At 74.5% G+C, this 26,813-nt stretch carries 23 protein-coding genes; 13 read left to right on the plus strand and 10 right to left on the minus strand.

From position 1 onward, the window contains the following. The first annotated feature begins 8 nt into the window (after window positions 1-8). The 5 genes from ACGF3J_RS01580 to ACGF3J_RS01600 all read left to right on the plus strand — a co-directional run bounded on the left by ACGF3J_RS01580 (window position 9) and on the right by ACGF3J_RS01600 (window position 9,053). Window positions 9-1,436 (plus strand): APC family permease, encoded by a 1,428-nt coding sequence (locus ACGF3J_RS01580; protein WP_161326872.1) that lies wholly within the window; start codon window positions 9-11, stop codon window positions 1,434-1,436. Between the two features lie 275 nt (window positions 1,437-1,711). Next, complete coding sequence (locus tag ACGF3J_RS01585) at window positions 1,712-4,363, plus strand: alpha/beta fold hydrolase (protein ID WP_393853354.1); 2,652 nt, start codon at window positions 1,712-1,714, stop codon at window positions 4,361-4,363. After that, window positions 4,360-5,241 (plus strand): ABC transporter permease, encoded by an 882-nt coding sequence (locus ACGF3J_RS01590; protein WP_161326874.1) that lies wholly within the window; start codon window positions 4,360-4,362, stop codon window positions 5,239-5,241. Before ACGF3J_RS01585 ends, ACGF3J_RS01590 begins: the two co-directional genes overlap by 4 nt. Before the next feature lie 177 nt (window positions 5,242-5,418). Further along, window positions 5,419-7,005 (plus strand): von Willebrand factor type A domain-containing protein, encoded by a 1,587-nt coding sequence (locus ACGF3J_RS01595; protein ID WP_393853355.1) that lies wholly within the window; start codon window positions 5,419-5,421, stop codon window positions 7,003-7,005. Window positions 7,006-7,124: 119 nt separating this feature from the next. After that, window positions 7,125-9,053, plus strand: a complete 1,929-nt coding sequence (locus ACGF3J_RS01600; protein ID WP_393853356.1) for an AMP-dependent synthetase/ligase — start codon at window positions 7,125-7,127, stop codon at window positions 9,051-9,053. A 54-nt stretch (window positions 9,054-9,107) separates the two neighbouring features. Here the strand turns inward: ACGF3J_RS01600 and rdlB are convergent, their stop codons facing one another. After that, the gene (rdlB, locus tag ACGF3J_RS01605; protein WP_161326877.1) at window positions 9,108-9,509 is read right to left on the minus strand and encodes a rodlin RdlB; all 402 of its coding nucleotides are present in this window, start codon (window positions 9,507-9,509) and stop codon (window positions 9,108-9,110) included. A gap of 263 nt (window positions 9,510-9,772) precedes the next feature. Between rdlB and rdlA the strand changes: the two genes are divergently transcribed. From rdlA to ACGF3J_RS01620, 3 genes are all read left to right on the plus strand, one after another. Beyond that, window positions 9,773-10,171 (plus strand): rodlin RdlA, encoded by a 399-nt coding sequence (gene rdlA / locus ACGF3J_RS01610; protein WP_122620037.1) that lies wholly within the window; start codon window positions 9,773-9,775, stop codon window positions 10,169-10,171. Window positions 10,172-10,457: 286 nt separating this feature from the next. Then, window positions 10,458-10,685, plus strand: coding sequence for a chaplin ChpD (chpD, locus tag ACGF3J_RS01615; RefSeq protein WP_125495810.1), 228 nt, complete (start codon window positions 10,458-10,460; stop codon window positions 10,683-10,685). A gap of 136 nt (window positions 10,686-10,821) precedes the next feature. Continuing rightward, entirely contained in the window at window positions 10,822-11,601 is a 780-nt protein-coding gene (locus ACGF3J_RS01620) for a chaplin (protein WP_393853357.1), read from the plus strand. A gap of 73 nt (window positions 11,602-11,674) precedes the next feature. Here the strand turns inward: ACGF3J_RS01620 and ACGF3J_RS01625 are convergent, their stop codons facing one another. Further along, a complete protein-coding gene (locus tag ACGF3J_RS01625; protein WP_393853358.1) occupies window positions 11,675-12,973 on the minus strand; it encodes an ATP-grasp domain-containing protein in 1,299 nt (432 codons plus the stop codon). A gap of 143 nt (window positions 12,974-13,116) precedes the next feature. On the opposite strand from ACGF3J_RS01625, the gene ACGF3J_RS01630 reads away from it, so the two are divergent. Further along, window positions 13,117-14,346 (plus strand): glycoside hydrolase family 26 protein, encoded by a 1,230-nt coding sequence (locus ACGF3J_RS01630; protein WP_393853359.1) that lies wholly within the window; start codon window positions 13,117-13,119, stop codon window positions 14,344-14,346. Window positions 14,347-14,374: 28 nt separating this feature from the next. Here the strand turns inward: ACGF3J_RS01630 and ACGF3J_RS01635 are convergent, their stop codons facing one another. Genes ACGF3J_RS01635 through ACGF3J_RS01670 form a run of 8 tightly spaced genes read right to left on the minus strand, consistent with a single transcriptional unit; the run spans window position 14,375 to window position 24,040 of the window. Next, a complete protein-coding gene (locus ACGF3J_RS01635; RefSeq protein ID WP_393853360.1) occupies window positions 14,375-15,520 on the minus strand; it encodes a GNAT family N-acetyltransferase in 1,146 nt (381 codons plus the stop codon). Continuing rightward, complete coding sequence (locus ACGF3J_RS01640) at window positions 15,517-16,236, minus strand: lipopolysaccharide biosynthesis protein (protein WP_393853361.1); 720 nt, start codon at window positions 16,234-16,236, stop codon at window positions 15,517-15,519. Before ACGF3J_RS01640 ends, ACGF3J_RS01635 begins: the two co-directional genes overlap by 4 nt. Next, window positions 16,233-17,402 (minus strand): glycosyltransferase, encoded by a 1,170-nt coding sequence (locus ACGF3J_RS01645; protein WP_393853362.1) that lies wholly within the window; start codon window positions 17,400-17,402, stop codon window positions 16,233-16,235. The genes ACGF3J_RS01640 and ACGF3J_RS01645 overlap by 4 nt, the downstream gene beginning before the upstream one ends. 1 nt (window position 17,403) lies before the next feature. Continuing rightward, complete coding sequence (locus tag ACGF3J_RS01650) at window positions 17,404-18,093, minus strand: polysaccharide deacetylase family protein (protein ID WP_161332818.1); 690 nt, start codon at window positions 18,091-18,093, stop codon at window positions 17,404-17,406. A gap of 49 nt (window positions 18,094-18,142) precedes the next feature. Beyond that, the gene (murJ, locus tag ACGF3J_RS01655) at window positions 18,143-19,852 is read right to left on the minus strand and encodes a murein biosynthesis integral membrane protein MurJ (RefSeq protein WP_393853363.1); all 1,710 of its coding nucleotides are present in this window, start codon (window positions 19,850-19,852) and stop codon (window positions 18,143-18,145) included. Continuing rightward, window positions 19,849-21,177: an O-antigen ligase family protein gene (locus tag ACGF3J_RS01660; RefSeq protein ID WP_393853364.1), complete on the minus strand. Its 1,329-nt coding sequence runs from the start codon at window positions 21,175-21,177 to the stop codon at window positions 19,849-19,851. Before ACGF3J_RS01660 ends, murJ begins: the two co-directional genes overlap by 4 nt. 5 nt (window positions 21,178-21,182) lie before the next feature. Next, window positions 21,183-22,613, minus strand: coding sequence for a sugar transferase (locus tag ACGF3J_RS01665; RefSeq protein ID WP_161332814.1), 1,431 nt, complete (start codon window positions 22,611-22,613; stop codon window positions 21,183-21,185). Further along, entirely contained in the window at window positions 22,610-24,040 is a 1,431-nt protein-coding gene (locus ACGF3J_RS01670; protein WP_393853365.1) for a glycosyltransferase, read from the minus strand. The genes ACGF3J_RS01665 and ACGF3J_RS01670 overlap by 4 nt, the downstream gene beginning before the upstream one ends. 400 nt (window positions 24,041-24,440) lie before the next feature. Here ACGF3J_RS01670 and chpG point away from each other — a divergent pair, with 400 nt between their 5' ends. The 4 genes from chpG (at window position 24,441) to ACGF3J_RS01690 (ending at window position 26,803) form a co-directional block, all read left to right on the plus strand. Continuing rightward, on the plus strand, window positions 24,441-24,680 hold the full coding sequence (gene chpG / locus ACGF3J_RS01675; protein ID WP_161332816.1) for a chaplin ChpG: 240 nt from the start codon (window positions 24,441-24,443) through the stop codon (window positions 24,678-24,680). A gap of 274 nt (window positions 24,681-24,954) precedes the next feature. Then, window positions 24,955-25,692, plus strand: coding sequence for a hypothetical protein (locus ACGF3J_RS01680; protein WP_393853366.1), 738 nt, complete (start codon window positions 24,955-24,957; stop codon window positions 25,690-25,692). A gap of 227 nt (window positions 25,693-25,919) precedes the next feature. Continuing rightward, a complete protein-coding gene (locus ACGF3J_RS01685) occupies window positions 25,920-26,207 on the plus strand; it encodes a hypothetical protein (protein ID WP_161330725.1) in 288 nt (95 codons plus the stop codon). Window positions 26,208-26,287: 80 nt separating this feature from the next. Next, window positions 26,288-26,803 carry a hypothetical protein gene (locus ACGF3J_RS01690; protein WP_161330726.1) on the plus strand — a complete coding sequence of 172 codons (516 nt, stop codon included), beginning with the start codon at window positions 26,288-26,290 and terminating at the stop codon, window positions 26,801-26,803. The last annotated feature ends 10 nt before the right edge of the window (window positions 26,804-26,813 follow it).

Raw genomic sequence — 26,813 nt, forward strand, 5'->3', positions numbered from 1 at the left:
AACCGCGTATGACCGACACGCTCCGTCCCGCCCAGACCGCCGCGACGGCACCCGAGGACCTCGGGGACCATCCGGACCGGCCGCGGACGCTGAAGCGGTCCATCGGGGTCGTCGGCGGCACGCTCCTCACGCTCTCCTGCGTGACCCCCGCCTCCACGCTGTTCGTGGTCGTCCCCGACCTGTTCGGCTCGCTCGGCACCGCCACCGCACTCACCATCGCCGTCGGCTCGCTCCTCTGCGTCGCCGTGGCGTTCTGCTACTCCGAGCTGGGCACTCTGGTCCCCAGCGCGGGCGGCGAGTACGCCATGGTGTCGACGATGGCCGGGCGACTGGCGGGCTGGCTGGTCTTCGTGCTGTCCCTGCTGGTCGTCATGATCGTCCCGCCGGTGATCGCGATGGGCACGGCCGACTACCTCGAACCGATCCTGCACCTCGACCCGTCCCTGGCGGGCGCGGGCGTCATGGTGCTCGCCACCCTCGCCGGCCTCCTCGACCTGCGCGCCAACGCCTGGATCACCGGCGTCTTCCTGGTCCTGGAGGTCATCGCCGCGGCCGTCGTCGCCGTGCTGGGCTTCGCCCACGCCGAGCGCGGCCCCGGCAGCCTCACGTCGATGGAGGTGGGCGGCGCGGGCGGCGGAACGGACCCCGTGACGGCCATGCTGGTCGTCTCCGGGCTCGCCATCGCCCTCTTCATCACGCAGGGCTTCTCCACCGCCGTCTACCTCTCCGAGGAACTGGAGAACCCGCGCCGCAACGTCGCCCGCACGGTGCTGGCCACCCTCGCCATCTCCACGGTGATCATCCTGGTCCCGGTCGTCGCCATCACCTTCGGCGCCTCCGACCTCGCGGAGCTGACCGGCGGCGACATCGGCGCCATGGTCACCGCCTGGTCCAACTCCGCCGTCGGCACCTTCGTCAGCCTCTGCGTGGCCCTCGCCATCATCAACGCCGGCATCGTGATGGTCATCCAGAACTCGCGCGTCCTGTTCGCCTCCGCCCGCGACAAGGCGTGGCCCGCGCCGGTCAACCGGCTCTTCGCAAGGCTCGGCCGGTTCGGCTCCCCGTGGGTCGCCACCCTCGCCGTGGGCGTGCCGGGCGCCGCGCTCTGCTACGTCAACCTCGACACCCTGTACGGCGTCACCGGCGTCTCCGTGACCGCGATGTACCTGCTGGTCGCGGTCGCCGCCCTGCTGTCCCGGCGCGGCGCCCACCGGCACGCGCACGCGTGGCGCATGCCGCTGTGGCCGGTGGTGCCGGTCCTGCTGATCGCGGTCCTCGCCTACATCCTGACCCAGCAGGAGGCGAGCCACCTGCTGTGGACCGGCGGCATCGCGGCCGTCGCCACGCTGTACTGGGCCCTGTACCTGCGCCCGCACCGCGACACCCGCTGGCTGGTGACCGTCCCGCAGGACGTCCGGGAGCCGGCCACCCGGTGACGCCCGAACAGAGCGCCTCGGCCTTCGTCGGGGGATGGGGTCGCCCGCGCCGGCAGGTGCGCGTGTGCGTCCCTGTCGCACCCCGGCCGTGGCCCGGACCGAGGCCCCGGTCGTGGCCCAGCCGTGGCCCGGACCGTCGGCGCCCGGGGCGTCCGTGACCGGCTCGGCCTACCGCGCCCGTGGTATGCGCGGGCGGTCCCGTACTTCCGTGGGAGGGCGGTCGGTTCAGCCCCGGGGCGGCCCCCGTTGTCGGCGGGTGCCCGTACCGTTGACGCATGGATCTTCGACTGCCCCGCGTGCGAGGGCTGCTACGGGGGCCGCGGCGGATACTGTCCGCCGCGGCCGCTGTCGTCGTGCTCGCCGGTGCCGGGACCTGGACGGCCGTCGCCGGCGACGACCCGCCCCCGGTGCACCGCGCCGACCGGGTCGTGGAAGTAGGCGACGGAGTGCGCCTGGACACCTCGTACTTCACGGCCGGTTCCGAGGGCCGTCGCCCCGCGGTCCTGCTCGCGCACGGCTTCGGTGGCAGCAAGGCCGACGCCCGGGACCAGGCGGAGCGCCTCGCGCAGGACGGGTACGCGGTCCTGACGTGGTCGGCGCGCGGCTTCGGCAGGTCGACCGGGAAGATCGGGCTCAACGCCCCGGACGGCGAGGTCGCCGACGTCTCCCGGCTCATCGACTGGCTCGCCGGGCGGCCCGAGGTCCGGCTGGACGGCAAGGGCGACCCCCGCGTGGGCATGGCCGGGGGCTCCTACGGCGGCGCCGTCGCGCTGCTGGCCGCCGGGCACGACGACCGCGTGGACGCCATCGCCCCCGCCATCACGTACTGGAACCTGGCGGACGCCCTCTTCCCGAACGGCGTCTTCAAGAAGCTCTGGGCCGGCATCTTCGTCAACATGGGCGGCGGCTGCGAGAAGTTCGAGCCCGCGCTCTGCCGCATGTACCAGCGCGTCGCCGAGAAGGGGGCGCCGGACGCCGAGGCGGTGAAGCTCCTCCAGGAGCGCAGCCCGCAGGCCGTCGGCGACCGGATCGACGTACCCACACTGCTGGCCCAGGGCCAGACCGACTCCCTCTTCCCGCTCGGCCAGGCCGACGCCGCCGCCAAGGCGATCCGGGCCAACGGCGCCCCCGTGGACGTCGACTGGGTCTCGGGCGGCCACGACGGCGGCGACATGGAGGCCGACCGCGTCCAGGCACGCACCGCCGCGTGGTTCGACCGCCATCTGAAGGGCGACGAGTCGGCCGGCACCGGCCCCGCCTTCCGCGTCTCCCGCACCGTCGGCACCGGCAGCGGCGACGGCGAGCCCCGCCTGGAGGGCGTGAGCGCCGACGCCTACCCCGGCCTCGGCGGCGAGCCCCGCGCGATCGAACTGCGCGGACGCGAGCAGACCTTCGAGAACCCTGCGGGGGCCGCACCGCCCGCCGTCTCCGCCCTGCCCGGCATCGGCGGCTCCGGCGGCCTCTCCCAGCTGTCCTCGCTCGGCGTCGGCATCTCCCTCGACTTCCCCGGCCAGTACGCGGCCTTCGAGTCGGCGCCCCTGCGCGAGGACCTCCAGATCACCGGCTCGCCCACGGCGACCGTCCGCGTGCAGTCCACCGCCGAGGACGCCGTGCTCTTCGCCAAGGTGTACGACGTCGGCCCCGGCGGCGCCCAGCAGGTGCTCCCCTCACAGTTGGTCACGCCGCTGCGGGTGGCGGACGCCAAGGCCGGCAAGGACGTCACGGTCACCCTGCCCGCCGTCGACCACGAGGTGGAGCGCGGCCACAAGCTGCGCCTGGTCCTCGCCTCCACCGACCTCGGCTACGCCTCACCGGCCGCCCCCGCCACCTACACCGTCTCCCTCGAGGGCGGCCTGTCGGTGCCGACCGCCCTCGGTGACACCGGTGCGACGGCCGGGCTGCCCGCCTGGGTCTGGTGGGCGCCCCTCGCGGGAGCCGCCGTCGCCGCGGCCCTGCTGCTGACCGCCCGCCGCCGGACCTCGGCCCCGCCCCCCGACCCCGCGCTGGCCGACGTACCCCTCCAGATCACCGACCTGACCAAGCGGTACGCCAAGTCCGCCGACCGGTACGCCGTACGGGACCTGTCCTTCCGCGTGGAGAAGGGCCAGGTGCTCGGCCTCCTCGGGCCGAACGGCGCGGGCAAGACGACGACCCTGCGCATGCTGATGGGTCTGATCGGGCCGGACGGCGGCGACATCCGCGTCTTCGGCCACGCCATCGCGCCCGGCGCACCGGTGCTCTCCCGGGTCGGCGCCTTCGTCGAGGGCGCGGGCTTCCTGCCGCACCTGTCCGGCCGGGAGAACCTGGAGCTGTACTGGCGGGCCACCGGACGCCCGGCCGAGGACGCCCACCTCGCCGAGGCCCTGGAGATCGCCGGCCTCGGCGACGCGCTCGCCCGCGCGGTGCGCACCTACTCCCAGGGCATGCGCCAGCGCCTGGCCATCGCCCAGGCCATGCTGGGCCTGCCCGACCTGCTCATCCTGGACGAGCCGACCAACGGCCTCGACCCGCCCCAGATCCGCGAGATGCGCGAGGTGATGATCCGCTACGCGGCGGCCGGGCGCACGGTGATCGTCTCCAGCCACCTGCTGTCCGAGGTCGAGCAGAGCTGCACCCACCTGGTGGTGATGGACCACGGCCGGCTCGTGCAGGCTGGCCCGGTCGGCGAGATCGTCGGCTCCGGGGACACCCTGCTGGTCGGCACCCACGCGCGCGTGGACACGCCCCTCGCCGAGAAGGTCGCCGCACTGCCCGGCGTGGCATCGGCGGCCGTCACCGAGGGCGGCCTCCTGGTCCGCCTCGACCCCACCGGCACCGCCCGCGACCTCATCCCCGAACTCGTCCGCCTGGACGTGCCCGTGGAGTCGGTGGGCCCCCACCGCCGCCTCGAGGACGCCTTCCTCACCCTGATCGGAGACTCGGCATGAGCACGCTGGCCGACCGCGCCGAGCCCGCCGGCGCCCAGGAGGTCGCCGAGGGCTACCGCGCGGGCCGCACGCTGCCCGTCCGGGTCGAAATGGTCCGGCAGCTGAAGCGGCGGCGCACCCTCGTCATGGGCGGCATCCTGTTCGCCCTCCCGTTCGTGCTGCTCGTCGCCTTCCGGATCGGCGGCGAGCCGGGCGGGTCGAACAACCAGGTCAGCCTGATGGACTCGGCCACCGCGTCGGGGGCGAACTTCGCCGCGGTGAACCTCTTCGCCTCCGCGGGCTTCCTGCTCGTCGTGCCCGTCGCCCTCTTCTTCGGGGACACGGTCGCCTCCGAGGCCGGCTGGTCCTCCCTGCGCTACCTGCTCGCCGCGCCGGTACCCCGCGCCCGCCTGCTCTGGTCCAAGCTGGTCGTCGCCCTCACCCTCAGCCTCGCCGCGATCGTCCTGCTGCCCCTGGTCGCCCTCGCCGTCGGCACCGCCGCCTACGGCTGGGGCCCGCTGGAGCTGCCCACCGGCGGCAGCCTGCCCACCGGCACCGCCGCCGAGCGCCTCGCCCTCACGGTGGCGTACGTCTTCGTCTCGCAACTGGTCACCGCCGCGCTGGCGTTCTGGCTCTCCACCAAGACCGATGCCCCGCTCGGCGCGGTCGGCGGCGCGGTCGGCCTGACCATCATCGGCAACGTCCTGGACGAGGTGACCGCCCTCGGCGACTGGCGCGACTTCCTGCCCGCCCACTGGCAGTACGCCTGGCTGGACACGGTCCGTCCCGAGCTGGACTGGACCCGCCTGATCCAGGGCACCTCGCTCTCGGTGACGTACGCACTGGTCCTCTTCGCCCTGGCCTTCCGGAACTTCTCCCGCAAGGACGTGGTGTCCTAGGACGACAGGGCCGGGCCGGACGTCGGTCCGGTCACCGGAGGATCACCCACCGGTCTCGCCGGCCCGCCGCCGTGCCCACTTCGAGACGCACCCGTGACGCCCCGTCCCGCACGTTCCGCCCCGCCCCGCCGTCACAGTCACGTAGGTCGGCGTCAACGGAACCAGGGGGTAGGGACGATGAAGCGGTACCGGACACGAAGGCCGGTCGGCGCGCTGCTCGCGCTCACGGCGGCGGGCGGCCTGCTGCTCACCGGCTGCGGGGGAGGGGACGACGACGCGTCAAGCGGGGCGAAGGACACCGCCGCCGACTCCCGGGGCGGCGGCTACGCGCCCGCGCCCGACGGCCCGCCCGGCGGCACATCCACCGCGGAGGCCGGGGAGACGGGCGGGACCGGCGACTCCCGGGAGGTCGCCCCCGACCCCGACCACCTCTCCACCTTCGCCCTCGACGTGGACACCGCCTCCTACGGCTACGCCCGCCGCACCCTCTCCGAGGGCCGGCTGCCCGACCCGTCGACGGTGCGGCCCGAGGAGTTCGTCAACAGCTTCCGCCAGGACTACGAACGTCCCGACGGGGACGGCTTCACGGTGAGCGTGGACGGCGCCCGCACCGACCGGGAGGACTGGTCGCTGGTCCGCGTGGGCCTCGCCACCCGCACCGCCGAGCAGCGTGGCGAACGCCCGCCGGCCGCCCTGACGTTCGTCATCGACGTCTCCGGCTCGATGGGCGAGCCCGGCCGTCTGGACCTCGCCCAGGATTCCCTCGCCACCATGACCGACCAGCTGCGCGACGACGACTCGGTCGCGCTCGTCACCTTCAGCGACGAGGCCGAGACGGTGCTGCCGATGACCCGGCTCGGCGATCACCGCGGCCGGGTCCACGACGCGATCGACAGCCTGGAGCCGACCGAGTCCACCAACCTCGGCGCGGGCGTCGAGACCGGCTACGACACCGCCGTCGAGGGCCGTCGCGCGGGCGCCACCAACCGCGTCGTCCTCGTCTCCGACGCCCTCGCCAACACCGGCGACACCGACGCGGACACCATCCTCGAACGCATCGCGGACGAGCGCCGAGAGCACGGCATCACCCTCTTCGGGGTCGGCGTCGGCAGCGACTACGGCGACGCCCTGATGGAACGCCTCGCCGACAGGGGCGACGGCCACACCACGTACGTCTCGGACGCCGAGGACGCCCGCGAGGTCTTCTGCGAGCAGCTCCCGCGCCACATCGAGCTGACCGCCCGCGACGCCAAGGCCCAGGTCGCCTTCGACCCGGAGACGGTCGCCGAGTTCCGCCTCGTCGGCTACGACAACCGGCAGGTGGCCGACGAGGACTTCCGCGACGACCGCGTCGACGGCGGCGAGGTCGGCCCCGGCCACACCGTCACGGCGCTGTACGCCGTGCGCACCCGGCCCGGCGCCGACGGCCACCTCGCGACGGCCACCGTCCGCTGGCTCGACCCCGACAGCCGGACCCCGCACGAGGAGTCCGGCGACGTGGAGACCGACGCTCTCGGCGACTCGGTCTGGGAGGCGGACCGCGGCCTGCGGGTCACCGCGACCGCCGCGTACTTCGCGGACGCGCTCCGTTCCTCTTCGTCGTCCTCGTCCTCCTACGACGGCGACACCCGCCACGGCTCCCTGCCGGGCGCGCCCGGCCTCGGTGAACTCGCCGAGCGCGCCGACTCCCTGGCCGTCCGTACCGAGGACGAGGACGTCCGGCGGCTGGCCGAGGCGATCGGCACGGCGAACCGGCTGACCTGAGGCGCCTCGGTCCGCACGCACCCATTGACCTATGCTTACTCCTGAGTAAGTTTACTCAGGAGTAAGCAAGTCTGGATGCGCACGACACAACGCCAGCCGATCAGCGACCGGGAGCCGACATGGGCGTACGCAAGGACCTGAAACGGGCGAGAAACCGCGGTGACCTGGTGTCCCGCGCGAGCACCGAGACCGTCAGGGACGCCTACGGCGCCGTCCGCGAGGCCCGCACCGCACCCCTCGCGCCCCGCCCCACCACCGGCAGCACCGCCGACATCCCGTTCACCAACGCCGCCGAGGCCCCCGACGCGGTGGTCCTGCGCCGCGAGGTGGACGGCGCCTGGCGGCCCGTCACCGCGGCCGAGTTCGCCCACGAGGTGACCGCGGTGGCCAAGGGCCTGATCGCGGCCGGTCTGAAACCGGGCGGACGGGTCGCCGTCATGTCCCGCACCCGCTACGAGTGGACCGTCCTGGACTTCGCGATCTGGGCGGCCGGCGGCCAGACCGTCCCCGTCTACGCCACCTCGTCCGCCGACCAGGTCGAGTGGATCGTCCGCGACTCGGGCGCCCGGCACCTCGTCACCGAGACCGCCGCCAACACCGCCACCGTCCTGGCCGGCACCGCCGCCCACCCCGAACGCCCGCGCGCCTGGGAACTCGACGCGGGCGCGCTCGCCGACCTCACCGCCCTCGGCGCGGGCGTGAGCGACGAGGAGGTCACCAAGCGCCGCACCGCCCTGACCCCGGACGCGGTGGCGACCGTCTGCTACACCTCCGGCACCACCGGCCGACCCAAGGGCTGCGTCCTCACCCACGCCAACCTGCACGCCGAGGCCGCCAACACGGTCGAGCTGCTGCACCCGATCTTCAAGGAGGTCACCGGCCAGACCGCCTCGACGCTCCTCTTCCTGCCGCTCGCCCACATCCTGGGCCGCACGATCCAGATCGCCTGCCTGCTGGCCCGCATCGAGATCGGCCACTTCCCGAGCATCAAGCCCGACGAACTGCGCCCCGCGCTCAAGTCGTTCCGCCCCACCTTCCTGGTCGGCGTCCCGTACCTCTTCGAGAAGATCCACGACACCGGCCGCGCGACCGCCGAGAAGATCGGTCGCGGCGCCTCCTTCGAGCGCGCCCACCGCCTCGCCGTCCGCTTCGGCGGCGCCCACCTGGAACGCTTCCTCGGCCGCGGCAAGGGCCCCGCCCTCGGCCTGTGGGCCGGCTGGGCCCTGTACGACCTGCTGGTCTACCGGCGGGTGCGGGCCGAACTGGGCGGCCGGATGCGCTACGCGATCAGCGGCGGCTCCCCGCTCGACCGCGACCTGAACCTCTTCTTCTACGCCGCCGGAATCATGGTCTACGAGGGCTACGGCCTCACCGAGACCACCGCCGCCGCCACCATCGTCCCGCCGCTCGGCCCCCGCCCCGGCACCGTCGGCCCGCCCGTCCCCGGCACCTCCGTGCGCATCGCGGACGACGGCGAGGTGCTCGTCAAGGGCGGCATCGTCTTCGGTGCCTACCGGGGCAACCCGGAGGCCACCGACGCGGCCCTCACCGACGGCTGGTTCGCCACCGGCGACCTCGGCTCCCTCGACGACGACGGCTACCTCACCATCACCGGCCGCAAGAAGGACCTGCTGGTCACCTCCGGCGGCAAGAACGTCTCCCCGGCCGTCCTGGAGGACCGCCTGCGCAGCCGCCCGCCCGTCGCGCAGTGCCTCGTCGTCGGCGACAACCGCCCCTTCGTCGGCGCCCTGATCACCCTCGACCCGGACGCCGTCGCCCACTGGCTGTCGGTGCGCAAGCTGCCCGCCGACACCCCGATGTCCGAGGTCGTACGGGACGAGAGGATGCGGGCCGACGTCCAGAAGGCCGTGGACCACGCCAACGCGGCGGTCTCCCGGGCCGAGTCGATCCGCGCCTTCCGGCTGGTCGAGGGCGAGTTCACCGAGGAGAACGGGCTGCTGACCCCGTCGCTGAAGGTGAAGCGGCACGCGGCCGTCGCGGCGTACGCCGACGCCATCGAGGCCCTGTACGCGCCGCCCGGACGCTGACACGCGAAAGGGGCGGGCCGCCGTTGTGCCCGGCGGCCCGCCCCTCGGCCGATGTCAGCCCTTGCCGCCCTCGCCGTTCGCCGACAGGATCGACACGTCCTCCAGCAGGTGGGCCAGCGCACCGTCGCGCTTGGTCTGCGTGGAGTTCTCCGCGCACTGCTGGTTCAGGTCGTCCGACAGGACCGGGATGTCCTGGATCGGGATCAGTCCGACGACGCTGACCGGGATGTCGCTGACCGCGATGCACGGCTTGTTGAACGACCCCTGGATGAGCGCCATCTGCGGGCTCATGTTGCCGTGGGTCGCCGAGTTGCCGAAGTACTGCGAGGCCGCGTTCCCGTTGGCCGAGACGGGCCCGCTGTCGTCGCCGATCGCCATCGCCTGCGGGGCCGCGGCAGCGGAGGCGCCCATGACGGAGGCGGCGATCGCCGCGTAGGCGGCTACCTTCTTGATCACTGGCCAGTCCTTTCTGAGGAAACCCCGTCCACCGGAGCGCACTGGTCAACTCCACGAGTCCGGCCGGGTTTCTCCCGTTCACTCGGTCGGCGGACACGGGAAGTCCGTGCGGCTCCTTGATTCCGCCGGTATTTCCGGCGATCCGAGTGGCCCTTTTCGGTATGCGGCGGAGGCCCAACCGGGTGAACGCCCGAAACCAATCATCGCGCACCGGGTTGATCAGGCCGTAGGACAGTGCGTCGCTACGACGAAAGGAACGCGAAGTGCTCAAGAAGGCAATGGTCGCCGCGGCGGCTGCCGCTTCTGTGATCGGCATGTCGGCTGCCGCCGCTCCTCAGGCTCTTGCCATCGGGGACGACAACGGGCCGGCCGTGGCCAACGGCAACGGCGCCAAGTCGGCGTTCGGCAACTCGGCGACCAAGGGCGACATGAGCCCGCAGCTGTCGCTGGTCGAGGGCACGCTGAACAAGCCGTGCCTGGGTGTCGAGGACATCAACGCCGCCGTCATCAACCTCGTGCCGGTCCAGGACATCAACGTCCTGTCGGACGACCTGAACCAGCAGTGCGCGGACAACTCCACGCAGGCCAAGCGGGACGGTGCCCTGTCGCACGTCCTGGAGGACCTGTCGGTTCTGTCGGCGAACGGCGAGGGCCGGGACTGAGTCCCCTCCCGCCCAGCCCGGGCGGCCCGCTGACTTCCCCGTGGGCCGCCCGGTCGTTCCCGGGCCGGGGTCTCGCCGAGAAGCGGTTGACGTCTTCGCTCTTCCGGGGGAATGGCAGGGCCGTGTCGTGAGGCATCCGAGTGAATTTCGGGGTGTCCCGCGTTCGGTAGTTGCTCCGGCCGTCAATTCCTCGTTTGCAGGCTGCAGGTCATGGTGCGAGCCGTCAATGCTGTGCTCGCGCGGTTTCGGCCGCCATTCAGGCATGACCGCGGAGAAGGGAAAGTTCATGAAGAAAACCGCTGCCGTCGTCGCTGGCGCGATCATGGCTCTCGGCATGGCCGCCCCGGCCTTCGCCGACGCCGACGCCCAGGGCGCTGCGATCGGCTCCCCGGGTGTCCTGTCCGGCAATGTCGTCCAGGTTCCCGTGCACGTTCCCGTCAACGTGTGTGGCAACAGCATCAACGTCGTTGGTCTGCTGAACCCGGCGTTCGGCAACGAGTGCGAGAACGACTGACGTCGTTCCGCACCGACCGGCTGCGTCACGGCCGGCCTTGGCCAGCTTGTTTGGTTCGGGGCCGGCTCTTCCCCTTTCCGCAGCCTGTCCTCCGGATCGTTCTCCAGCCATTTCTACAAGCAGGAAGACAACGAGAGTGCGACAGACTCTGAGCAGGGGGATGGTCGCGGCTGCCGCCGCGACGGGCATCCTTTCCCTGTGCGGCAGCCCCGCCCTGGCCGACTCGCAAGCGGACGGAGCCGCCAAGAACTCGCCGGGCGTCGCGTCCGGCAACGCCCTCCAGGCCCCGGTCGACGTGCCGGTGAACGTCTGCGGCAACACGGTCGACGTGATCGCGGCGCTCAACCCCGCCTTCGGCAACGAGTGCGAGAACGACTCGGACGAGAGCAGGAAGAGCGGCTCCGGCGGGGACACCTCCGCCGTGTCCGACACCGACACGTCCGACACCGACGCTTCCGGCACCGACGCCTCCAGCACCGGCGGGAGCGGTGCCGACGCGAGCGGCACCGCCGTGGGTTCGCCGGGCGTCGGCTCTGGCAACGCCGTGCAGCTCCCGATCGAGGTGCCGCTCAACCTCTGCGGCAACACGGTCGACCTGATCGCCGCGCTCAACCCGGTCTTCGGCAACGAGTGCGAGAACCGCTCGGAGGAGCCCCCCGGCTACGGCGAGGAGGAGCCGCCGCCGCCCACCACCCCGCCCACGGACGAGGAGGAGCCGCCCCCGCCGCCGAGCGAGGAGGAGCCCCCGCCGCCCGCCGAGGAGGAGAAGACTCCGCCCACCCCGCAGACGGAGCAGCCGCCCGTCCTGGCCGAGACCGGCAGCGAGGGCACGCTGGGCGCCGCCGCCGCGGGTGCCGTGCTGATCGCCGGTGGAGCGATCCTGTACCGCAGGGGCCGGGCCAACGCCACGCGCTGACCCACGCTCCACCCCGACGCCCCCGGTCGGCCCGCATGGGCCGCCGGGGGCGTTGTCGTGCCCCCGTCCCGCGTCAGTGACTGCCCGCCCGGTCGCCCCCCGGGCGGTCCGGCTGTCCCGCGCGGTCGGCCCGCGGCGCGCCCGCCTGGCGCACCACGCGGGCGCGGGCAGGGGCCTCGTCCGCCGGGTGCGCGCGCCGGCTGCGCGCGCGGTCCAGCACCCGGCCGGTCGCGTGGCGGCCCCACAGGGCCCACAGGGCCCGGCCCGGCGCCCGGTCGTCGGGCGCGTGCCAGGCCAGCTCCCGCCCGTCCGGCGCCGGCCGCAGCGCGCTCAGCGGCGCGTAGTTCTCCACCACGAAGGTCCGCCCCGGCCGCGGCACCCCGTCCGGCAGGGCCCGGTGGGTCAGGTCCAGGTGCAGCGCCCGTACGACGTCCAGTCCGGCGGAGTCGGTGAAGAGCCGGAACTGCGCGCCGGGACGCGGGTTGAAGTCGAGCAGGTGGTAGCCGCCCGTCGCACCGCAGCGGCGGAAGTCGAGGTCGAAGACGCCCCGGTAGCCCAGCTCGCCGGTGACCCGCTCGGCGAGCGCCTGCACCCGCGGGTTGGGCGTCCAGCGGCCCACCGCGGTCAGACCGGCACCGCGCGGCCTGGCCCGGGTCTTGCGGCCCGGGCCGCCCGCCCGGACCGTGCCCGAGCGGTCGGCGTACCCGTGGAAGAACCAGTCGCGGTCCGGCCCCGGCGGCAGGAACGCCTGGAGCAGCAGTCGGCTCCCCGCCTCCTCGGCGCGCCGGTACAGCTCCCCGGCCTCGCGGGCCGAGCGCACCAGCACCGTGCTGCGCAGCCCGCCGCCCGGGGGCACCAGCCAGGGCCGGCTCCACTTCGCCACCACCGGCAGACCCAGCCGCCACGCGGCCCGCGCCGCCTCGGCCGGTCCGTCCGGGACCAGCGTCTCGGGGTGCGGCACGCCCAGCGAGGCGCACACCCCGGCCAGCTCCGCCTTGTCGGCGACCCGTGCGGGTAGGTCGCCCGGCTGGTCCGGCAGCAGATACGAGGGCGCCAGCTCGGCCCGCGCCCGTCCCACCGCCACCGCACACGCGTCGTCCATCGGAATCAGTACGGCGGGACGCCCGATCCGTGCCGCCACCCGGCGCAGGGCCGCCGTGATGTCGGCGGGCGACGCGTCGGGCGGCGGGGGAGTGTGCAGTTCCGTCACGTAGCGAGAGGCGCGGACGGGGCTGCGCGAGCAGTCCGCGACCACGTGCACGTCCACTCCGGCCCGACCGAGCGAACGCACGGCGCCCAGCGTTCCGTGGTGAAAGGGATTCCGGTCGGTCCGCAGCAGAACTGCGGGGACGCGGGTGTCGAACAGCGACACGGGAAACTTCCTTCGTCTTCGAATCGGTTCACCGGTGCGGGCGATCGGCGCACTCGAAAGCCGTAGCGGCGGTGGCGTGATGGCATTTCATATGACTGAGTGTCAGTAACGGAGCGGAATTCACGGCGAGGAATGGAGCCGGTATGGCCGTACGGCAGTCACGGAACCGGTCCAGGCGGCCGGCAGGCGTCGCGGCGGCGGTCGCGCTGGCGGCGCTGGTGGCCGCGGCGGGCCCCACGGTCGCCGCCGAACCGACCCCGCCGGCACCCGCGCCGGCGGTCCCGGCACCCGGAGCACCGGCGAAGAAGCCCGCCGTCACCCCCGCGTTCGGCGCGTACCTGGACTACGGCCCACGCGGCGTGGCCCGGATGGCCGGGCTCAGCCGGTGGCTGGGCGACGCCGAACTGCGCGTCGGCCACACCTATCTGCCCGGCGACCGCTGGAGCAACATCGAGGGCGCCCCCACCTTCCTCGACGCGTGGGCCGACTGGCGCACCCGCAAGGCGGACCGGATGTTCGTCCTCAACGTGCCCATGATGGAGCGCAACGAGGAGGGGGTCGGCGACGACGAGGTGCGCGCACTGCTGCGCCGGGGCGCCGCCGGGGAGTTCGACCACCACTTCCGCGCCCTCGCCGAACGGCTCGTCGAACTCAAGGTCCCGGACACGGTCCTGGTGCTCGGCTGGGAGATGAACGGCATCACCTACACCCACCGCTGCGGGCCGGACCCGGAGGCCTGGAAGACGTACTGGAAGCGGATCGTCACCACCATGCGGGCGGTGCCCGGCCAGAAGTTCCGGTTCGACTTCACGCCGAGCCGCGGCCGGGACGCCGTCCCCTGGACGACGTGCTATCCGGGGGACGAGACGGTCGACATCATCGGCATGGACTCCTACGACCAGCCACGCGGAATGAAGTTCGACGAACAGGTGAAGGAGCCCTACGGACTCCAGGCGCACGTCGATTTCGCGAAGAAGCACGGAAAGCCCGTCTCCTATCCGGAATGGGGGCTGTTCCGCAACGGCGACAACGCCGAGTACATGCGGCGCATGCTGGCCTGGATGGACGAGCACAAGCCCGTCTACAACACGGTCACCGACTACTGCCCGCACGGCGTGTGGCAGTGCGACGACAATCCCCGCTCCACCGCCGTCTACCGGTCCGTGCTCTTCGGCCGCACCGACGAGCCCGCACCCGGGACCCCGGAGCCCACCGCACCCGCGACGCCCACCACGCCGCCCGTGCCCGCGGTGCCGGAGACCACGCCCCGGCCGCCGGCCGGCTGCTCGCCGCTGGAGCTGGGCGACTGGGTCGAGTACTGGCTCGGCGGGAAGCTCTGCATGCGCCTCGACTGGTACTCGCGCGACGAGTAGCCGTACGCGACGGTGGCGGCCGGGCTCGTCAGGTGCCGCCGCCACCGTCGCCCTCCTTCCGCTCCGGGCGCCGCAGCAGCGCCTTGCCCCGCCGTCGCGCGGCGGCGTCGCCGAGGGCCGCCGCGAGCAGCGGGGCGGTGCGCCGGCGGGCCAGCAGCAGCCGCTGGTTGGACACCGGGTCCGGACGCCAGTGGTGCTTGTACGGCTCGTTGCCCCGCAGCAGGCTGAGCGTGCCGCGCCCCGGCTGCCGGGTGTGCCCGGCGCACGCGTCCAGCAGCATCACCGCCACGTCCGCCCTGCGCTCCCGCAGCCGGGGGTGGGCGCCGTACAGATAGCCGCCGGCCAGCCGGGCGGACAGCAGCGTCACGTCCACGGCCACCACCTCGTCGTCCATCCGGAACTCGGTGACCACCGCGTCCCCGGCGTACACCATCGGCCGTACCGCCCGCACCAGGTGGTCGCGGAACCGCGGTTTGAGGTGCTCGCCGGTCACCTTCCGGCCCTGCCACTGCAACCGGTGCAGTTCGAGCAGCCGCCCCAGCGCCGCGTCGACCTCGTCGGGCAGGACCGTCCGGCTCTTGACGCCGAGCGAGTCCAGCCGGCGCAGCTGGGCACGGACCCGCTGGCGGGCCTTGGCCGAGGGCAGCCGGGCGACCAGTTCGTCCATCGGGAGGGCGGGCAGCTCCAGGCAGAGCGAGTCGGCCAGCCGGCGGCGGGGACCGCGCCAGCGCTCGTAGACCCGTTCGGCGGCGGCGCCCGGCCGTACCTCGCGCAGGTCGACCAGTGCGGTGCGGGCGGCCCGGGACAGGCCCTCGGTGAGCGCGGCCACCGCGTCCGGACCGCGCTCGTCGTCCAGCAGGACGTCGCCGTAGTCGGAGATCGCCCCGCCCAGCGGCACCAGGGCGGGTACCGGACGCCGTACCAGCGTCAGCGGTGCGGCGGCGACCAGATCGCGGCCGTCGCGGGCCAGCACCAGCCGCAGCCGGCCGCGCGTGCCGTACGAGCGCCACCACGCGTGCAGCCAGGCGTGGCTCTGGAACGGGGTCGCGGCCTCGCACCGGGCGTGCAGACGCGACCACTGCGGCGCCAGGTCGGCGAAGTGCGCCTCGTCGGTGACCAGTTCGGTCGTGCAGCCGGCCGACGGCGCGGCCGTGCGCGCCCTCGTGTCCGTCACAGCTGCCCGCGCACGCCGGCCGCCGAGGCGGGTCCGGGCACCGCCGCGGTCGCGCGGCCGCCGTCCGCCGCGGCACGGCGCGGGCGGGCCAGCAGCGCCAGCCCGCCGAGCAGCCCGCCCGCGCTCGCCCCCACCAGACCGGTCACCGCGGCGGACGCGGAGGACGCCTCGGTCGGCTTGGTGGCCCGCGCGAACTGCCGCAGCTCCACGTGGGTGTCGTCGACGGAGGCGGCCGCGTGCCGCGTCAGCGCCCGGGCGACCGCGTTGGCCATGTCCGCGGCCTCCTCCGGGTCGGCGGAGGTGGCCGTCACGGAGACCATCGGCGCGTCCGGCGACGTCGCCGTGCGCACGCTCTCCTCCAGCCGGGCCACCGGCACGTCCGCCCACATCTGCGCGTCCCCGAGCACCGCGAGCTGCGTGGCGACCCGCCCGTAGGCCTGCGCGAAGCCCAGCGCGGTCGCCGGGTCGGACTTGTCGGTGGGGACGGCGACGACGTAGCCGGTCGCCGTGTACTGCGGGGTGGCGAGCAGGCCGTAGCCGGCGCCGAGCAGCCCGCCTGCCAGGACACCGGCCGCCAGCGGCGACCAGGGCGGCAGCGACCGCAGGCGGTTCCGGACGCGGCGCAGGGCGGCCCGTGCGCGGCGCGGGCGGGCGGGCGGTTCGGCCTCGGGCTCCGCCGAGGGCTGGGCCGGGGACTGGGTGAGGGGCTCGGTCATGTGGAACTGACTCCCTGGGGTGCCGGGGACAACGGGTGCGTGAGGGTGGTCGCGTACACGTCCATCAGCCGGGCGGCGCTGCGGGTGACGCAGTAGTGGCGGGCCGCCTCGGGAACCGTGCGCGGCCCGGGACCGGGTCCGGCGCCGGCCCGGACCTCGGCGAGGGCGCGGGCGAAGTCCTCGGCGCCGCCGGTGACCCGCCGGGCGGTCGGCGCGTGCCCGGAGGGCAGGTCCTCGATCGCCGGGCAGGACGCGTACACCACCGGCAGCCCCGACGCGAGGCCCTCCACGACCGCCAGGCCGAAGGCCTCCTCCGGCGAGGGCGACGCGAGGACGTCCATCGCGGCGGCCAGCGAGGGCAGGTCGGGGCCGGGGGAGCCGTCGGGGACGTAGGGGCGTTCGCCGGTGAGCAGGACGCGGTCGGCGACCCCGGCCTCGCGGGCGGTGCGCCGCAGCACGTGCTCCTCGGGGCCGCCGCCCACCAGCAGCAGCCAGCAGTCGTCCGGGAGTCCGGCCAGCGCTCGGACCAGGACGTCGAACCGCTTGGCCGAGGTCAGCCGGCCGACGCCGCCGATCACGTACGCGCCCTCCGGCAGGCCCAGACGGCGGCGGGTGCGCAGGCGCTGGACCGGATCGAACCGGAAACGGGTCAGGTCGATGCCGTTGGGCACCACCTCGATGCGGGGCGCGGGCACCCCCCACCGCTCCAGCCGGTCGGCGACGGTGGGGGAGACGGCGACGGTGGCGCTGCCCAGCCGCTCCCCGGCCAGGTACAGGGCGCGGACGCCCGGGGTGAGCGGGCGGCCCTCCATCTGGGAGTCGCCGAGGGAGTGTTCGGTGGCGACGACGGCGCGTACGCCGGCCAGCCGGGCCGCGAGCCGTCCGTAGAGGCAGGCGCGGTAGAGGTGCGTGTGCACGAGGTCGTAGCCGCCGGCGCGGATGAGGCGGGCCAGCCGGGGCAGCGCGGCCAGGTCCCGGTTGCCGGTCATGCCGAGGTGGACGACCCGGACCCCGTCGGCCAGCAGCCCGTCGGCGACCGGGCCGGGGTTGGTGAGCGTCACGACGTCGCAGTCGACCGGCAGATGCCGCAGCAGCAGCCTCAGTTGCTGCTCGGCGCCGCCCACGCCGAGGCCGGTGATGATGTGCAGCGCCTTGAGGTCCGGCACGTCAGACCCCCGCCACGGGACGGCGGCGCAGACGGTGCAGCCGCGTCTTCAGCAGCAGCCGTACGGACGTGTCGTGCTGCCCCACGTGCACCCGCGGCAGCGCGTACGGACCGGTCAGCGGGCCGGGGTCGATGGCGCAGGCGTAGCCGTACCCGGCGCCGCGCACGGCCTCGGCGGCGCGGGCGTCGACCGTGCCGTACGGGTAGCAGAAGCCGGCGACGGGAGCGCCGGTCAACTCCGTGAGCAGCGCCCGGCTCTCGGCCGTCTCGGCGCTCAGCGCGGCGTCGTCCGCCCGGGTCAGGTCGACGTGGGTGAGCCCGTGCGAGCCGATCTCGACGCCCTCGGCGGCGGCGTGCCGGATGCCGTCGGCGGTCAGCAGCGGCTTGCGCGGGCCCAGCGGGTCCCAGGAGTTGACCCCGCCGAGCCGTCCCGGCAGGACGAACAGGGTGGCTCCGCAGCCCCAGCGGCGCAGGCACGGCAGGGCGTACTCGACGAAGTCGGCGTACCCGTCGTCGAAGGTCAGCCCCACCAGGTCCCGGCCCTCGCCGCGGGCCCGGGCGGCGAGCAGTTCGGCCATCGACACACCGCGCAGCCCGCGCCGCCGCAGCCAGCCGAGCTGCGCGTTCAGCCGGTTGGGCGTGACCGTGACACGGTACGGATCGTCCGTGGCGTCGCCGACGGAGTGGTACATCGCCACCCAGGGGACGGAGCCGGGGCGCGGACGGCCGCCGGTGCGGGTGTCAACGGGATCTACGGAAGCCGAAGCGGCCATGCGGAATCCTTCGTGTGACGGAGCGGACGGACAGGAGGGCGGGGCGCACGCCCTGGACGCCCAGCACCAGGCCGAGCAGGGCGAAGACACCGCAGACGGTCACGACGCCCGCGGTGAGCGCGAGGGCCGCGCGGACGCCGGTGGAGACGGTGGGGGCGGCGGCGAGGCCGGTCACGGCGCCCGCGGCCCACGCGCCCGCGCCGGTCGCCACGGCCGCCGCCAGCACCGGCCGGGCCAGGTCGCCCAGGACCCGCCGGACCCGGACCGGGACACTGCGCGGGCCCATCCCGGCGAGGAGCAGGGCCCCGGTGACGGTGATGCCGGCGGCGTTGGCGGCGGCGATGCCGGTCACACCCCACGGACCGACGGCCCAGCCGCCGGCGCCGGCGGTGGCCGCGATGCCGACGGCCATCGCGCCGAGCGGGTACCAGGAGGCGCGGCCCGCCGAGAAGTAGGACCGGGCCAGCGCGCCCACCACGGTCTGCCCGAGCAGTCCGAGGGCGTACACGCGCATGACGCCCGCGGTCGCCGCCGTGTCGGCCGCCGTGAAGGCGCCGCGCTGGAAGAGCAGTTCGATCATCTGCGGTGCGCAGGCCACCACCGTGGCCGCGCCAAGGAGCACCAGGCAGGCCGCCAGCGCCACGTCCCGCTCGACCCGCTCGCGGGCCCGTTCGGTGTCGCCGTCGGCCATGGCGCGGGCCACCACCGGGAAGGTGACCGTGCACAGCATCAGCGACAGCGTCATCGGGATCTGCGCCACCTTCTGCGCGTAGTTCAGGTGCGAGATGGCCCCGGCGGGCAGCCCGGAGGCGAGGAAGCGCTCAATGAGGATCTGCGACTGCCGGCACACCGCGAAGAGCAGCACGGTGGAGAACAGGGCGAGGGCGAGCGGGCGGGCCGGGTCCCCGGAGTCCGCGAGCCGTTCGCCCGTGTCCCGGTGCCGCAACTGCCGCAGCAGCGACGGCACCTGCGCCGCCACCATCAGCAGACCGCCCGCCGCGACCCCCACCGCCGCCGACCGCACTCCCCAGCGCCCGCCGAGCACGAACATCGCCGTGATGATGCCGGTGTTGTAGGCGACGTAGATCGCCGCCGGCGCCAGGAACCGGCGGTGCGCCCGAAGCGCCGCACTGCAGTACCCGGCGAGCCCGAAGCTGACGACGCAGGTGGCGGTGAGCCGGGTGCAGTCCACGGCCAGGGCGTGATCGTCCAGGCCCGGCGCGAGCGTCCGGACCAGGGCGGGAGCGCAGACGACGACCAGCGCGCCGACCGCGACGAAGGCCCACAGCAGCCGGGGCAGGGTGGCGGCGACCAGGTCGCGGACCGGGTCGCCGGGGGCGCCCCGCGCGCGGCGGGCCAGGGCCAGGCTGAACATCGGGACCAGCGCGAAGGCCAGCCCGTCCTCGATCAGCAGCGTCGCCGCGAACTCCGGCACCGTCCACGCCACCAGGAAGGCGTCCGTCTCGCTGCCCGCCCCGAACAACCGGGCCAGCGCCTGGTCCCGGGCCAGCCCGAGCACCGACCCTGCCACCGACAGCACGGCGGTGACCAGCGCGGCCCGGGCCAGGAAACTCCGGGAGGACCGCGTCTCGGCCACCGCTGCGTCCGGATCCGGCGGAGCGGTCCGGGCCGGGGGGACCGCCGTCCCGTCCGCCGCGCGCGGCGGGGTCGTCCTCACCGCTGCGCCACCCGCTCACTCGTCGCGGACCCGAGCGCCCACCAGGCCGCCAGCCCGAGGCAGACCGCCGTCAGTACCGTCGAGGGCCCGCCGATGTCGGCGTACGCGAAGTCGGTCAACTGCCACACCAGCAGCCCGCAGGCGACCAGCCCGCAGTCCTGCCCCGCCGTCCCGGCCCGCCCCGCGGCACGCAGCCTGCGCAGCCCCAGGACCAGCAGCGCCAGCCAGCTCCCGGCGAGCACGAGCAGCCCGAGCAGGCCCTGTTCGGCCAGCACCAGCAGGTACATGTTGTGCGGGGACAGCAGCGGCTGCCGTTGGTAACCGGCACCGGCGCCGTCGGTCTCGCTGCCCGAGGACAGGGCCAGGGAGGCGTGCGAGTCGCGGTGTTCGGGGAACCCCTTCAGCCCCACTCCGGTCAGTGGCCGCTCGCGCCACATCCCGGCCGCCGCCGCCCACATCGTGTAGCGGTCGGTCACCGACTGGTCGGGGGCGTCCGTGACCTGCGTGATGCTGCCGACCCGCTCCTGGAGCATCGCCGTACCCACACCCAGCCCGCCCACCAGCACCACGCCCGCAGCGACCGCCGCCGCGCCCACCGCCAGCGCCCGGCGCGCCCCGGCCAGCAGCAGCTGCGCCGCGCAGGTCACCGCCGTCGCGATCCACGCGCCCCGGCTGAACGACAGGGCGAGCGGCACGAGCAGGGCGAGCGCGCACCCGGCGGCGAGCAGCCGGTGCCGCACCGGCGTACGCCCCAGCGCCAGACCGGCCGCGCAGACCAGGCCCAGGGAGACCACGGTCGCCATCCCCATCACGTCCTGCGCCCCGAAGGTGCCCACCGCCCGGATCCGCTCGCCCTGGTAGGAGGCGCCGGTGCCGGTCACGTACTGGTGCACGCCGACCGCCCCCTGCCACACCGCGAGGCCCACCATCGACCAGGCGAGCAGCCGTACGTCGTCCCGCGTGCGCAGGAGCAGCAGTACGGCGGCGGGGACGAGGACGAAGACCTGGAGGTACCGGCCCAGCCCCTCGAGCCCCGCCCCCGGCGAGGCGGCGCCCACGGCGGCGACGGCCAGACCCAGCACCGGCAGGCCCAGTACCACCGCCGTGCCGCGGGTCAGGGGGCGCCGCCGGTCCCGTACCAGCCGAACCGCGCAGTACAGCACCACCAGCGCGGAGACCGCGTCGGCCGGATGCGCGCCGCCGATGCCGCCCCCGCCGTCCGGCGCGAGAGGCAGGGCGAGCAGCGCGACCACCGCGACGACGGCCAGCACGGGCGGCAGCCGCCGAACGCGCGCCGCCGGCCACAGGGGAAGGGCGTGGGCCACCTGCGTCAGCTCCCCGTGGGACGCACGAGCGCGACGGCGGTGCGCAGCAGGATGCAGACGTCCTGCCACAGCGACCAGTCGTCGATGTAGGCGTTGTCGAAGCGGGCCCGGTCCTCGATGGAGGTGTCGCCGCGCAGCCCGCTGATCTGGGCCAGGCCCGTGATGCCGGCGGGTGCCCGGTGCCGGGCCGCGTAGCCGGGGTAGGTCTGGCTGAACTGGGTCACGAAGAAGGGCCGTTCGGGTCGTGGGCCGACCAGGCTCATGTCGCCCCGGAAGACGTTCCACAACTGGAGCAGCTCGTCCAGCGACGTGCGCCGCAGGAAGCGGCAGAACCACGGCATCCGGCGCTCGTCCGCCACGCTCCACCGGGTCGCCGACTCGTGCTCGTCGGCCGGACGGTGGGTGCGGAACTTCAGCAGCGTGAACGGCCTGCCGTCCTGGCCGATGCGCTCCTGCCGGAACAGCACGCCCGGCCCGCCGACCATCCGCAGCACCGTCGCGCAGGCCAGCAGCAGGGGACTGAGCAGGAGCAGGAGCAGCCCGGACACGGTCACGTCCAGCACCCGCTTGCCGGCGCCGGCCGGTCGCCGGGCGCCCGGTTCCAGGCGCCGGCGGGAGAATCCGGCGAGGCGTTCCCGGCCGTCCCGCGCGGGGAGGTCGGCGTCCAGCTCCCACACCACGCAGCCGGACTCCGCCAGCGCCCGCAGCAGCGGTTCCTGCCGGGTGGGTACGGAGGGGTGGACGGTCAGGATGTCGCGCACCCCGTTCTGCACGACCGCCCGCCGCACCTCCTCGCCGGTGGACAGCACGGGCAGGCCGGTGGTTCCGTCGGGTTCGTCGGTGACGACGCCGACGGGTCGGACCCCGCAGCGGGGGTGGCGCAGCAGCGCCGAGGCCACCCGCTGCGCGGTCGCGGCGGGACCGACGACCAGGGCCGCGTGCGGCCGGTTCGCCAGCGCCGTACGGCGCCGCCGGTGCACGGCGCCCCGCGCGGCGCAGCCCGTGGCCGCGTGCAGCAGGAAGCCGAGGAGCAGGGTGGGCGCGGACAGCGCCTGCGGCGGGTCGTACGCCGCGACGAGTGCCGCCAGCGTCAGCCAGACGACCGCGATCCGCCCGCACAGGGCGGGCAGGTCGTCCAGCACCCCCGTGGGCGGCCGGGCGGGGTCCGGGCGCGGGCGCAGCAGCAGCGAGGCACCGACCAGCAGTGCCGTCAGCAGCGGTTGGTACGGGGTGCCGGTCAGGGCCAGCGACCCCGGCAGCGCCGCCGTGCCGTCCGCGACGAGCAGCGGCAGGGGTGAGTCCGGCCGCGGCGAGGTGCGCCCGGCGGGCAGCCGGAAGCCGGCGGGGCGGGTACGCGGCGGCAGGACCGCGACGGGGGACGGGCCGAGGTCGTGCGCCTGGCCGGAGGGGCTGGGGACGGTGCTTTCCGCGGTCACGGGTGGGTGGACTCCCTGTACTCGATGGGCACGACGGCCGGCCGGCCCATGGCTGCGGGCCGGTCGCCGGGGAGGAGACGGAGGGCGTCGGACGGTCCGCCGCGGCGGGACGGCTCAGCGGTGGCCGGGGCGTGGTGCGGGTCCGGGGCTGCCGGGTCGTGGTGCCGGGACGGGTCCGGGGCTGCCGGGTCGACGTGCGGAAGGGGCACGCCCGCGCCCGTCGCCCCGCAGCCGTCGGCGACGCGCGTCCCGGTCGTCCGTGCGCCCCCCAGGAGGGCGTCGTACACCGCCGCGACCGCCGCGGCCGTGTGCCGTACGTCGTGCGCGGACCGCACGTGCGCGTGTCCCCGGCGGGCGAGCGACGTGCGCAGCGGCGCGTCGAGCAGCAGGGCGGCGACCGCGCCGGCCAGTGTCGCGGGTTCCTCGGGCGGCACCAGGCAGTGCGGCTCCAGAGCGGGCGGCAGGCCCTCGCGGGCCCCGTCCACGTCCGTCACCACCACGGGCCGCCCGCAGGCCATCGCCTCCAGCGGGGCCAGCGCCATTCCCTCCCAGCGCGACGGCAGGACGACCAGGTCGGCGGCCCGGTACCAGGCGGCGACGTCGTCCACACCGCCCGCGAAGACCACCGACGTCCGGGCGCCGTCCAGGAAGCCGTACGCCGAGGCCCGTGCGGTGAGCCGACCGCGGTCCGGGCCGTCGCCGACCAGGACCAGCCGGGCGTCCGGCACCCGCGCGAGGACCGAACGCCACGCGGCCAGCAGGACGTCCTGGCCCTTCTGCCGGCACAGGCGCCCCACGCAGACCACCAACGGGGCGTGCGGGCCGATGCCGTGCCGGAGCCGCACGCCGTCGGCATCGGTCGGGTCCTCGGGCGTTCCGCGCGCCGGGAAGCGGTCGGTGTCGATGCCGTTGGGGATCACCGACCAGCGTCCGCGGACCCCGGCCCGTACCCCGCGCCACCGCTCCGCCTCGCTCACGCACACCGTCCGCGCCGCCCATCGCGCGCCCCACCGCTCCCAGCACAGGGCGAGCGCCCCGGCGGGACCGCCGACCGCCTCGAACGACCAGGCGTGCGGCTGGAAGACGGTCGGGATCCGCCCCCGCACCGCGAGCCGCGCCGCGAGACCGGCCTTCGCGCTGTGCGCGTGCACCAGGTCCGGGCGCACGACCCCGGTCACCCGGGCGAGCCGGCGTACCTCCGGCACGAGCGCCGGGCTCGGCGAGCGGGTGGCCGGCCAAAGGTGTACGTCGGCGCCCAGGGTGTGGAGGCTGTCGGCGAGGTTCCCGTCGGGGCAGGCGACCGCGACGCTCAGTCCGGCGGCGAGCTGAGCCCGCGTCAGGTCGGTGACGACCCGGGCGACCCCGCCGTCCACCGGTTGGGTGACATGCAGAACCCGTGGCCGGGAGCCGGTCGGTGGCAGGTGCATGCGCGTTTCCTCGTTCACGGATTCTGCTCGGGACGTGCGGGAACGCGTCTGACGGCGGGGCGCCGGCCGCGCCGCGGCGTACGCCGGCGCACGCCGCGTCCCGCTGCCAAACGAGCCGGAAACCGGCAGGTCACCGCCGCGTCGGGAGTTCTCGGAGAGTGCCTTCGGCCGATGCCCCTGAGTGGTGCGACGGGGAGGCGTCGGTGGAGTGGGGAACGAAGTGGGACTCTAGCCGCTATCCGTACTAATACGGTGAAAGCGGGTAAGTGTGTTGGATTTGTGAATACCGGTCCTTCGCCAGATCACCCCTTTGGCGGCACAACTCGCGTGGATGCCACGCGTTGACACTGCGCCGGGCAGCCGCCCGGATGTGTGTGACAACCCCAAGGAGCACTTCTCCATGTCGCGTATTGCGAAGGGCCTGGCCCTGACCTCCGTCGCCGCCGCCGCGGTGGCGGGCACCGCCGGTGTCGCCGCTGCCGACAGCGGCGCGAAGGCCGCCGCCGCCCACTCCCCGGGCGTCCTGTCCGGCAACGTGGTGCAGGTCCCGGTCCACGTCCCGGTCAACGTCTGCGGCAACACCGTCGACGTCATCGGCCTGCTGAACCCGGCGTTCGGCAACGAGTGCGAGAACGACTGACCTCGGCTCGCGCCTTCCGTACCGGCCGTCCGTACCGCGGTTCCTCCGCGACCGGGCGGCCGGTCCGCGTTTGCGTGCGGACGGCGGGGCGCTGCCCCGAATGGGGGGTCCGTGTGCCGACACGGCGTACGAACCTTGACAGGGCGTCTCACCAGGTAAGACGCCGACGACGGGAAATCCGGGCGAGCACGTGCGGTCACCGCTCGGTTGCAGAGCGCCAGGGGCGCTTTCACGGTGGGCACAAGATCCGAAGCACCACCGAAAGGAACGACCCATGCGTCTGCCCGCACGACGAATCGCCACCACCGCTCTCTGCGCCGGCCTGCTGATCGGTCTCTCGGGGCCGGCGGTGATGGCGGCCGATGGCGAATCGGCCCGGGAACGTACCCACGCGGTGTCCCAGGCACCCCTGCCCGACCTGGCGGAACTGCAGAGCCAGGTCGGCGGCCTGGTCGACCTGGGCGGAGTGCTCACGCCCGTCACCGACCTGCTCAACGCCGTTCTCAAGGCCGACAACGGCCAGCTGGCCGCCGCCGACGCCGACCAGTTCGCCGCCGCGGTCAAGGACGCGCTCGCCAAGGCCGAGGCGGCCGACGCGGACGCCGACGACACGGACGCGGACGACACGGTGAACCTGCCCGGCACGACCACCCCGGCCCAGCCGCCGGCCGTGACCGCGCCGCAGGCCGGCAACCCGGTCACGCTGCCCGCGCCGGTCGTGGCGGAGGACCAGACCGCGACGGCGTCCGACCTGACGGCCACCGCCTACGCCGATCTCCAGAAGCGGATCGACGCGCTGGTCAAGGCCACCACCGCCGGCAACGCCGAGCAGGTGAGCCCGGCCATCGACGGGGTGATGACCGGCATCAGCAACGTCGTCGCCGCCACGCTCGTCGCCAACGGCATGCCCGCCGCGGACCTGGCCGGTCTGCCCGCCCTCCCGGCGGCTCCGGAGGCCGCCACGCCGGAAGCCGCGGTCCCGGCGAACCCGCTGCCGGCCAACCCCTCCTGACGCCCCGCGCGTCCCCGGGCCGTCGCGTCACCCCCTTTGCGGGGTCGCGCGACGGCCCTTCTGCATTTCCGCCTTTCCGTCTTTCCGCCTTTCCGTCCTTCCGTCTTTCGCGGGTCCGGAGATCTCATATGTCTTCCGGACGGTGGAGTTTCCGTGCCCGGTACAGGTCGTTGGAGAGGGCGTCAGCATTTCCTCCGGTGACACGGGTCGCCGAAGAAAGGAACACGATGAAGTCCCTCAAGGCCGCCGCGGTCGTCGCCGGTTCCCTGGTCGTCGCCGGCTCCGCCGTGCCCGCGTTCGCCCACGACGCCGACACCGCCCGGCTGACGCCCACCAGCCTCAACGGTGCCGTGAACGCGCTGACCGCGGAGCCCGTCGACGTCATGCCGCTCAAGCACCAGTCGAAGGCGCTCGACACCGAGAACAAGGACTCCGTGCTGCACACCGTGAAGGAGGCGACCACCGACCTGAACTCGAAGAACGGCCGGCTCGGGGGCCTCCCGCTCGGCGGCTGAGCCCCGGTCCGTTTTCCGCGTGCGCTCTTCCCGCCCGTTCCTCCCGCCTTCCCGCATTCTCGAAAGGGACCGTGCCTGACATGAAGCCGACCACCAGACGAACCCTGGCCGCCGTCGTCACCGGAGTGGCGGCAGCCGTGGGCGTGTCCGCGTCCCCCGCCGCCGCGGCCGACGCGATCCCCGTACCCGTGCCCCTGTCCGGCGCGGAGACGGCCCTCGGCATGGAACTGCCGCAGGTGACCGGCGAGCTGCCCGTGCCGACGGTGGGCGCACCCGAGGGGCCGCGCTACGTCGAGGGCCGGCTGCTGCCGGAGCGGGCGCTGCCCCAGTTGCCGGTGCACGGCGGGCTGCCGGGCGCCGATGTGCGCCAGCCCGTGCCGCACGTCCTCGGCGACAACTTCGACCATGCCGCCTTCGACGCCCCCGCCGCCGGGCTGCGCACCCTGGCACCCGGTCTGTCCCCGGACGCGCCGCTCACCGCGCCGCGCGCCGACGCCTTCGGCCTGCCGGCGGTCAAGCTCCCGGAGGCCGGTGTGGCGGCCCCCGTCGTCCAGACGGCTCCCGTGGCCGACCTGGGCGTCGGACCGGGGCTCTAGCCCGCTCGGC

Source organism: Streptomyces sp. NPDC048171 (genome assembly GCF_043202655.1).
Lineage (GTDB): Bacteria > Actinomycetota > Actinomycetes > Streptomycetales > Streptomycetaceae > Streptomyces.